Below are 10187 nucleotides of genomic sequence, written 5' to 3'. Positions count from 1 at the left end.
TGTCATTATCATCGATACGCAGTTGGTAATAAAATGTGCAACGACTAATACTTAGCTTAGCGCATCACAAGCCAACACAACACCTAGGCCAAATTCATTAATGGCATAGTGGGCTAACACCTTCCGCTCTGCTGGCTTTATAGCTTTTTTTCAACAATGTCTTTGAGTACCATGTTTTGTAAGCTGACATCAGCAAACATCTTTTTAAGTTTGGCGTTCTCGGCTTCTAATTCACGCATACGGGTTAAATCAGAGGCTTGCATACCACCATATTTAGATTTCCATTTGTAATAGGTACTTTGACCCACATTATGTTTGCGGCATAACTCTGGCACCGTCAATGCGCCAGACTCGCCTTCTTTGAGGATGTTGATGATTTGGCTTTCAGTAAAACGTGTCTTTTTCATGTGATTCTCCATTTGGTTTAGTGTAAATGGAAAACTCTATTTAAAACATTCTGATTTTAAGGGAGGGTTACACAATAAATCAATCCCTGTCTATACTCAATATGCGCTGCAGGATGCAGCACTTAATAAACAAGGATTGTTAGATATGAATATTCACTATTATCGTCGTGGCTTTAATTTAGTCGAGTTAATGACAACAGTAACCGTTGCCAGCATATTATTGGCCATTGGTGTACCCGCCTTAAACTCAGTTCAACTTCAAATTAGAGCTAAAAGTAATATCAGCACTATTCAACACTCACTGCAATTTGCCAGAAACATGGCCATTAACTACGGTGCAAGGGTAACTGTGTGCCCATTAGTTGATGGAAAATGCCATAAAAACTGGCAGGATGGCTACGCCATCTTTGTTGATACAGGCAGCGTTAATCAATTTACCTCTGGTGACATTCTCTTAAAGCAGATTGGCGCTTTTCATCGCGAAGATATCATTCAATATAATCGTAACGGAGTACGTTTTTTGCCTGATGGTTTAGCTTCAGGTACTAATGGTACCCTAACTTATTGCCCCGAAGCTCACGATAACCCTTACTCTCAAGCAATCGTGATTAATCAAGCAGGTCGTGCCAGATATTCAACCAAGAAAAACATTCAGTGCTCAATTCTGTAGCACACTGAAAATGGGGGGTATCTAAGAAAATACCCTTTTAAAATCAAGCTTGATAAGTCTTTAATTACTGAAATTGACTAGATTATCACTTATACTAATTAAACATGTAACAAGGATTATAATCATGTTAAAAATTAGAAATGGTTTTACGCTTATCGAGCTAATGGTCACAGTAGCCGTCGCGGCAATACTATTAACGGTTGGTGTGCCTTCATTAATATCAGTTTATGAATCTGTCAGAGTAAACAATAATGTTGGCAAGATTCATAACATCGTTGCTTTTGCACGCAATCAAGCCGTTAGCTACGGTGCTACCGTGAACATATGTCCATTTGCTAGTGCAACCACTTGTGGTGCGACTACAGATTGGAGTAACGGCATTCGCGTTTATATCACCGATGGAAATAATGTTAATCATGAATTAAGAGCTATTGATGGTTTTAACAGTCAAGATATCGTAAAAGGCCCAGCATCCAGCCTTTCCTTTACCGCTGAAGGCATGGTTGATACAGGCAGTGGCAGTATTATCTATTGTCCTGGTGCTAAAGATGCTGATTCAAAGAGCGTAAATGTCAGTACTAGTGGCTTAATCTCTTATGGCGTTGATGCGCTATCATGTTCGTAAATTTAATACTTCTGTTACAGATATTTATAGACGCTTAAAAGAAAAAACCTAGAATTATTCTAGGTTTTTACGAATCTACCTTATCTTAATGTCTTTTTATCAACCCGTTGAGCTTTTTCGCTAGCAAAATCTTGCGCTAACGGTACACACTCTTCAACACCCTTAATAAAATACTTTTTCCCTTTATGATCTGCACGCTGTTTACCAATTAAAGCCCGTGCTTTTAGTTTTACATCTTTAGCATTCCAATGAAAAAACACCACTTCATCACCTTTAGTGGAGCTAGTAATAAAACATTTATAATCTTGCTTAGCTGCCTTTACAGGGCTTACTGCTAGCATAGATAACATACAGAAACTAATACTAATAAGCTTTATCATTTCCAACACTCCGATGACGGGCCTTTGACCCCTGCACTTGTTAAGGTAATCGTAGTACATGTCGAATCAAGGGTCGCTTGTCGACCTTTCGCAGTTGCTGTAATGGTAAAGCTATCGGTACCAGTAGAAGCAACACTATAGTAACCACTTTCAGTTATAAACGGGCTTGCATCTAAGCCTAGCTTGGACATATCTGTAGCATAAGCACGATTGTCAAAATAATACTGCTCTTGTAAATTCGCCACTCGCATGACGGCAGCAACCCCTTCAGAGCGGCCACTTTTGGTTATAAAGCTGGTATAAGATGGGTAAGCAATAGAGGCCAAAATACCAACGATAACGACTGTGATCATCACTTCGATTAAAGTGAAACCATTGTTACAAGATTTAATCATTTAGCTCTACTCTTCAATATGGTAATAAATTCGATTAGTATTTAAACTGCTTCCTAAAGGTGCCGTTCCTTTACATTCACCATTTACACATTCACCTTTACCTACACCGATAATATAAGCAATAGCCTCTTCCCCATCTTCAGGTTTGGGTATGATGATTTGAGGTGTATCGGGAACCCGCTCACCTACATCATAATAGAGTTCACTATAGGTTCGGGTTCCCTTTTGAAGGCCCAATACATATAGCCGTCCTTGACCACCAAATCCACAAACACCCAACTCAAAACTGATTTCTCCCTCTTGAGGCGGTATAAAAGAGGTAAAATATACATTCCCATCAAAAATCAATGGAGAAGATAAACTTTTCTCACCTGTATTTGTGAAGTCATAATACCAGCCCCGCTTAGCTCCAAAAACCAACTGTTGTTCCTTAGTGTCTGGAGATGCGGAAGTTACATTATACAAATCAGTAACATTTAAAGGATCTGGGATATCAAGGCCACCTGTACCATACTGATTAGTCACAACATGTCTATCTTGCAGTACAAAGAACATATCATCAGTTACAGTGCCTAATGGATTAGTTCGATTTCCAGAACCAATGGCTACTGCATCATATGGAATATTTTGATAACTTATCTCACCATTAGTACTATGAATATTATTAAATTGAGTCTGTGCAATAGTTGGTTCGGCAAAAAACATCAGATTATCTGGTGCAGAACCGCTGCTTAAGGCCGCGAATTTAAATATAGACCAAGTTGATTTATCAGCTGATGGCATGTCCATACGCCAAACATTTCCACTAATATCGGACGCGTAAATCCGATCTGTAACACCATCATTATTACTATCTAATATTGCAACTTTAGCTGCAATGCTACTCATATCGGTTGCTGTAAACGTTTTTATTAGTCCGTCAAGTGGCCCATTATCTGCATCAACGATATAAATAGCCTCACCTGTACCATCATCGGTTCCCATACCCCCACCGAATATTAATACAGGCTTATCTATACCTGGAACAAAAGTAACAACAGGTTCAGACCATGTTTGGCCTAATTCTTCAAAACCTGACATACCAGAAGTTAACTGCCACTTAAATGAAGGATTATCAGGGTTAGTCACATCTAAAGCATAATATGACGAACCACCACGGCGCATTCCAAAAAATGCCCAAGCTTTTGATAGTGCACCTGAAACATTCAGTTCGGTATAGGCAACTGGAGACAAATCCATTCCATAAACACTATGAACCCCTGTAGGATTGTTCTCCCTTAATACAGGCACGTTGCCCCATAACTCTTGAGGGATGAAAGCCCAAGACTCTGATACCTCTCCAACAGAGAAATCATCACTGCCGCTATCCGAGTCTTTAAACATATGCACTAACCCTTGGTTTGTCCCAACTAAGATGCGAACATCTAAATTGGAGTCACTACTACCATAATTTAATGCTAATGGTTTTGAATGTAATGGATCGCCCATGACATCAACACGGGCTTCAGTATCATTATCGTTATTGTTATCGTCATCAACATCGACCCCATATAACCAATCTAAATCAGATTGAGAGTAAGTCGATGCGAAACTTGATGCATCAATACTTGTCAGGCCACCACTATTAGTGAGTATTTTTCTGTTTTTGAGAGATGTCCTTAAAGCAGGTAATACGCCGCCAGCATTAACGTTGTTTCCATCTTTCAAGGCTTCCGAACACGTGTTCCAATAAGTGCAGGTATCATCTGCAATGTTACCGTCAGTATCAATGGCATTATTTGTGCCACCAGGTCCAACAATTTCACCGGCACTATTAACTTTTAATTTTTTAAGGTTACCTGTCCAGCGAGGCCCATCGCCAGGGTTAAACATTGCAAAATAAGCGGAATTATAGGTTTGGGTTTTATCAAAGTTGTTACTGGCAATGCTTGGGGAAGTGAACGAGGTATTAATTTCAAGAATATCCACTAATATGTCACTGATCGCAGCCTGAAGCGATAGACCACTAGTTGCTCTAAAATAACCAGTTGAAACACCATCCTCTCTTGGACTTCCCGCTCTGAAAGCCGCCTCTTCAAGGAGCTTAGCAGCAGAGTCAGCACCTGCAGAAAAACCAATAGTATATAACTTTACCGTTTGCTTATGATCTATACCTTTGGCATCTAACACACCCGGGACTACATCATTATTGGCCATGTAAGCAGCTAGAGCAGGCAAGTAACTGTCTTCTATTTTACCTTTACCATTTAATGCAGACACAACTGTATAATCGGCAGATATTTCTGCATCTTCAGTAAGCGCTTTCACATAATCATCTGCTGAACGATCTTTATAGGGCGCGCCATCGGTAATATAAATCACATAGGCTGTATCAGGACATGTCTTTAAAGGTGAAGTGTAATTACCTGAATCAATAATGCTTGCTGGCGAGTTCGCATTATAATCTTTATCCTTATCTTTTCCTTCACCTGCGCTATCCTTGTTACCAAAGGTCACAGGGCCACCGCTAAAGTAGCGATAAGCCTCAAAAAGCGTTTCACAAAGTGGTGTGTTGGTATAAGGAACTAAATTATTAACTGTGTTTATGAGGTTATCTTGATTATCAGAGGTCATTTCCTCTACCGCAAATACTATTCTACCGCCATCAGCATCGCCTTCAGCAGGATGGTTTAAATTAAATACGGCTAAACCTGCATCGATAGGGATATTCAAATCCGTGAGTGCGGATTCAAACGCATCCTGAGCGACACTCATACGAGACCCCGTACCTCCACTATTTTGTCCTTCTGTAGTGGTAGTAACCCATTTATACCAAACTAGATAATGAGCTGTATACAAGGTAATGGGCTCAGCAGGAACCGCGGCCATTATCTGTTCACTGTTTTCTTGACTATCTGTATACATCTCGTTATGAATAGGGAATCCAGCATCATATGGAGTATATTTATTGCCTTGTTTTTCTTCCCCTGGATTTAAAGCATCTTTTTCTGTTATATCTTGAAGACAATCGACAATCTGACCTTGATTAAAGCCATTATTTTCGGCTAGTGAAACCCAACTTCCGGTATTACCTTTCGACTTGTATTCATACAAATAGCCGGTGTAGCGCCCTCTTTCTTCTAAAATTGCAATAGAGCTATTACAGTTGTTGTTAGCTGCATAAAACCTACGTGCATCATTTGCGTCATCTGGTGTCGGTGCACTGGCATTATCAAGACCATCGGTGGTCCAATACAGGCCTTTGTCATTAATGTAACCAGAGTAACTATTTAAATAAGTCTCGAATCCATCAGCATAACTGCAATCTTCATTAGCTTTCTTTTCAGCGGAGCAATATGGAGATACCGTGTCTTGATCTTCAGTCCCCATACTGCCAGAATTATCAAAAATGAATAAAACCTGCGGACGCTTGCCGGATTTTACACTTGAATTAACCAGATACAGCTCAGTATCATCCGCAAAAGTAAATGCTGAAATAATGGTTGATGCGGTTAGTATAGCTATGACTATTTTATTAAACATAATATTAGTTTCCTGTAAGCTTATCCTGCTCATCACTGTTATAACTGAAGCTATTCATCTACGGCAGCACTTGCTGCTCTACACCTGATGCAACTGTCAGAGAGCCTAGACCACCTCGCCCATATGAAACTGTGCTGGTAATCTGTACTCTACGGCAACTAATTAAATTTGCCCCTGACGCTCTTGAAGTCCGTTGACAAGCAACATCCTTAACCGCTCCTTCAGGTAGCGGAGTAAGTTTCTGTGTAGCTTCAAATTCTGCTTCATCAGTTACGTCCAGTAAGTTGGCAAAAGGCGCACCAGAGTAATTATCAATAACTTGTGCCAAGCCCCCATCAGCAACAGCTTTAGCTTCGATTCTTTCAGCTCCGGCCCCTGCCATTCTTAATGATTGGGTTGAATTAACGGCCAGCGCGACCCCTATCACGGTCATAATAATTAATACTATGAGCGAGAAAAATAATACGATTCCTTGCTGTTTTTTCATCACAAGATTTCACCTAATTACGAATGAGTACTGGATTTTCCAATACCACAGTTGTTGACATAACTTTACGTCTAAAATTATCATTCGGAGCGGTTATCTCTTTATCGCCTAATTGATAAGTTGTTTCATTGGTATAACTTCTATCCGCCTGAATAGAGCGAACTAGAATAAAAATTTTCACTGCGACTAAACGCTGAAACGATTCGTTATCCCACATATTTGATAACACATCTGACTCCGCTAAGTAAGAATCAGGCGTACTATCGCCATCATCATCAAAGCCATATAAGTAACGGACATTCTCAATACCCTCAACCAACTGCTCTCTATTTGTCATGCCATTCTCTGTCAGCGTGACTCTTCGCAGTAAAGGGATACTATCGGCATCATCAGCAATATAATAAACATGGTGCTGATATTGCCACTCTCGGGCGTTAGTTAATGTTTTAGCAGGAGCAGCGCCTTTATAAAACACGGCTTCACTCGTATTAGCAGAAACATATATATCACCTTGATTAGCCGGTGCAGGTGGTATACTGGGGCCAACAAAACGCTTAATCTGAATAACATCGGTACCAATTTTCACATTGGCAGTGCCAAGGCAGGTTAATGTCTCTGTCGCACTTGATGTTTGTTCATAGCCCCATAAGCGTCTAAAGTGAGACGGTTGGCTGTTAGGTAATGTCGCGTTATTTAAACCAGCACCTTCACAATCAGTAATTGCAACTAAGCCTTCAATTGTAGTATTAATACCTAAAATAAAATCTGTGCCGGTTAAATCGCCAAAAAAGCCTAACTGGCTAATATCGCGCTCAAGAATAGCTAGTGCAATTCGGCCATTTTCTTGGAGCTGATTAAATTGACTGGTTGTCGTTACATTGGAAGATGACATGCTAAACATGGTAAAAACACCCAAAGTTAAAAACAAGCTAATCACCATGGCAATCATGAGTTCAACTAAGGACATACCTTTTTGACTCAGGTTTAATATATTTTGTTGATTCATTTAGATAATCACTGTTTGTACAGAATAGAGACGACGTCTATCATTGGCTGTTCCGCAATCATCTGTATCACCTGCATCAGAGGTTTTACGGATCCCTTTCCATGACATGATCACATTGACCGTATTATTATTAACAATAACGCATGCTGTTGCTGTGTCTAAGCCACCCACATTTTGAGTGCCAATAACTTCATCTGCGCCAGTAAAAGATGATCGCCATTCATAGAGATCCCACGCAAGCATGTCAGCGGTGTCACAGGTCGCAGTAGTGCAATTGGGAGGGGTACCCGCCGGAGCACCACTATAAGTTCCGGCATAATTTGCCAGTTGGCTTGGATTTAATTTCATCCGATTGATTATATCGTTGGCATAATATGAAGCTTGGGTTTGCTGAAATGATTCAAAACTACCTCGTTTAGAAACAATATGAAGATTAAAAATCCCAATTAACCCTACAGTCAGAATCACCAGAGAAACCATAACTTCTATTAAAGAAAATCCATTCCTTTTAACAGGCATGAGTGTCAAATCTCCATTATTTGCCAATACATTGACGAATGTTAAATCACTATCTTTTTATAAATCCATCACTTAGCGGTTAATAATATCTGTTTACCTACACTTGAGCAAGATGTAACCGAAAGGTGTCTAGTTGTTTGCCAAATATAAGTAAATCGTTAACTTAGACTGTTTCAAGAGTATAGTCTATTAGTTGCAGATATAAAAAAACCGTAAACCTTTACAGATTTACGGTTTTTTAGCTTTTAGTTAGTTTGCGTGTTTATTAAGTGCTAGCGCAATTCAGCGGGAACAGCGAAGACAGTATCTTCTTTACGACCTTCAACCTCAGTGATTACCGATGGCTCAAATTTAGCTATTGCGTCAACAACTTGTTGAACCAGCACTTCAGGCGCTGAAGCGCCAGCAGTCACTGCTACTTTTTTTACATCTTTAAACCAAGCTTCATCAACATCGGCAGCGGTATCAACTAAATAGGCTTCTGTACCAGTTTTCTCAGCGAGTTCACGCAGTCGATTGGAGTTAGAGCTATTTTTTGAGCCTACAACAATCATTAAGTCTGCATCTGATGACATATTGCGCACTGCATCTTGACGATTTTGAGTGGCATAACAAATATCATCTTTACGCGGCCCTTCAATGGAAGGAAAACGTTGTTGCAAGGCCGCAATAATATCTAGCGTGTCATCAACTGATAATGTGGTCTGCGTGACGAAACATAGGTTATCTGGGTTATTAACCTTTAAAGACGCTACATCTTCCGGGGATTCAATCAAATAAACCCCACCTTCAGTGTTGTCGTATTGACCCATAGTGCCTTCAACCTCTGGATGGCCTTCATGGCCAATCAGAATACACTCCACGCCTTTACGGCTTGCACGAGTAACTTGAAGATGCACTTTAGTGACCAAAGGACACGTGGCATCAAATACTTTTAAACCACGCACTTTTGCTTCTTTGCGAACAGCCTGAGAAACACCATGAGCACTAAAAATCACAATACTGTTATCAGGCACTTGCTCTAACTCATCAACAAATATAGCGCCGCGGTCTTTTAGGTTTTGTACCACGTAACGGTTATGTACGACTTCATGGCGGACATAAATCGGTGGTTCAAATAACTCTAAAGCACGTTCGACAATGCTAATCGCCCGATCAACACCAGCACAAAAACCGCGCGGATTTGCCAGTAAGATGTTCAGTTCTGGCGATGTAGGATCAACTTTAAGCATTTTAAAGTACCTCTACCACTTCAAGTTCGAAAGTTAATTTCTGACCAGCTAGAGGATGATTCAAGTCTATAGTCACTGAATCACCAGCAACTTCACGAACCATACCTGGGATTTCACTGCCGCCTGGACCACCGAAACTAACAATGACACCAGGTTCTAATGCCATATCAGCAGGGAATTTACTTCTGTCCATATGATGCACAGCATCAGGATTAGACTCACCAAAAGTATCAATCGCATCTAAGGTAAAGCTGTGCTTATCACCTTTATTCAGGCTTGAAATTTCTGATTCAAATGCAGGGCTTAAGCTCTCATCACCAACATTAAAACGAGCTGGTTTTCCTGATGCTTTGGTGCTTTCTGCCGTTGAGCCATCTTCTAAAATGATATTCATATGACACACTATGGAACGTGCAAGTTGTTGCTCAGACAAAATAGACTCCCTAACTTTCTGCCGCTTGGGTTTCGGGTTTAAACGCTTCCCAAATAATCAATGCTGCACCGATAAAAATAGCTGAATCAGCAATATTAAATGCTGGATAGTGGCTGGTTTTCCAATAGAAATCGATAAAGTCCACTACGTAACCATGCATTAAACGATCAACTAAATTACCAATGGCGCCACCAATAATGAGCGTATACGCAAGGTTGGTGCGCCACAGCGACGCTGACTGTTTACGCAGCCATATCGTCAGCAGTGTGCTAAAACCAACGGCTATGATGGTAAAAAACCACCTCTGCCAGCCACCGGCTTCACTTAAAAAGCTAAACGCGGCGCCGTAATTACGCACATAGGTGAAATTAAAAATAGGTAACAGCTGTATTGATTCATACAGCTCAAAATTGGCTAACACCCATTGCTTAGATAGCTGATCGGCAATAAATACCAATACAGCTACCCAATACCAACGAATGCCGCTTTCTTTCCATGTTAGTGGCATCAA

At 40.4% G+C, this 10187-nt stretch carries 11 protein-coding genes and 1 pseudogene; 2 read left to right on the top strand and 10 right to left on the bottom strand.

Features of this window, described 5'->3' with window-relative positions; genetic code table 11:
* Positions 1–143 precede the first annotated feature (143 nt).
* Positions 144–407 (bottom strand): annotated as a pseudogene (locus AB4140_RS03385) (transposase); the annotation flags it as partial.
* A 145-nt stretch (positions 408–552) separates the two neighbouring features.
* On the opposite strand from AB4140_RS03385, the gene AB4140_RS03380 reads away from it, so the two are divergent.
* Positions 553–1077 (top strand): GspH/FimT family pseudopilin, encoded by a 525-nt coding sequence (locus AB4140_RS03380; RefSeq protein ID WP_371999793.1) that lies wholly within the window; start codon positions 553–555, stop codon positions 1075–1077.
* 124 nt (positions 1078–1201) lie between these two features.
* Entirely contained in the window at positions 1202–1702 is a 501-nt protein-coding gene (locus AB4140_RS03375) for a GspH/FimT family pseudopilin (RefSeq protein WP_371999791.1), read from the top strand.
* Between the two features lie 80 nt (positions 1703–1782).
* Here the strand turns inward: AB4140_RS03375 and AB4140_RS03370 are convergent, their stop codons facing one another.
* The 9 genes from AB4140_RS03370 to lspA form a co-directional block, all read right to left on the bottom strand.
* Positions 1783–2082 (bottom strand): TapY2 family type IVa secretion system protein, encoded by a 300-nt coding sequence (locus AB4140_RS03370; protein WP_371999789.1) that lies wholly within the window; start codon positions 2080–2082, stop codon positions 1783–1785.
* Positions 2079–2477, bottom strand: a complete 399-nt coding sequence (locus AB4140_RS03365; RefSeq protein WP_371999787.1) for a type IV pilin protein — start codon at positions 2475–2477, stop codon at positions 2079–2081. Before AB4140_RS03365 ends, AB4140_RS03370 begins: the two co-directional genes overlap by 4 nt.
* 6 nt (positions 2478–2483) lie before the next feature.
* Positions 2484–5999 (bottom strand): pilus assembly protein, encoded by a 3516-nt coding sequence (locus tag AB4140_RS03360; protein ID WP_371999785.1) that lies wholly within the window; start codon positions 5997–5999, stop codon positions 2484–2486.
* A gap of 58 nt (positions 6000–6057) precedes the next feature.
* Positions 6058–6486 (bottom strand): PilX N-terminal domain-containing pilus assembly protein, encoded by a 429-nt coding sequence (locus tag AB4140_RS03355; protein ID WP_371999783.1) that lies wholly within the window; start codon positions 6484–6486, stop codon positions 6058–6060.
* A 13-nt stretch (positions 6487–6499) separates the two neighbouring features.
* Positions 6500–7492, bottom strand: a complete 993-nt coding sequence (locus AB4140_RS03350) for a PilW family protein (protein WP_371999781.1) — start codon at positions 7490–7492, stop codon at positions 6500–6502.
* The gene (pilV, locus tag AB4140_RS03345) at positions 7493–8011 is read right to left on the bottom strand and encodes a type IV pilus modification protein PilV (RefSeq protein ID WP_371999779.1); all 519 of its coding nucleotides are present in this window, start codon (positions 8009–8011) and stop codon (positions 7493–7495) included.
* A gap of 272 nt (positions 8012–8283) precedes the next feature.
* Complete coding sequence (gene ispH, locus AB4140_RS03340) at positions 8284–9213, bottom strand: 4-hydroxy-3-methylbut-2-enyl diphosphate reductase (protein ID WP_198589266.1); 930 nt, start codon at positions 9211–9213, stop codon at positions 8284–8286.
* A gap of 31 nt (positions 9214–9244) precedes the next feature.
* Complete coding sequence (gene fkpB / locus AB4140_RS03335) at positions 9245–9676, bottom strand: FKBP-type peptidyl-prolyl cis-trans isomerase (RefSeq protein WP_277869342.1); 432 nt, start codon at positions 9674–9676, stop codon at positions 9245–9247.
* Positions 9677–9686: 10 nt separating this feature from the next.
* Positions 9687–10184 carry a signal peptidase II gene (lspA, locus tag AB4140_RS03330; protein ID WP_076542956.1) on the bottom strand — a complete coding sequence of 166 codons (498 nt, stop codon included), beginning with the start codon at positions 10182–10184 and terminating at the stop codon, positions 9687–9689.
* Between the last annotated feature and the right edge of the window lie 3 nt (positions 10185–10187).

Source organism: Shewanella sp. 10N.286.51.B2, assembly GCF_041469265.1.
GTDB lineage: Bacteria > Pseudomonadota > Gammaproteobacteria > Enterobacterales > Shewanellaceae > Shewanella.
Note: the sequence above shows the minus strand (reverse complement) of the source record. Positions and strands in the feature narration are given on the sequence as shown.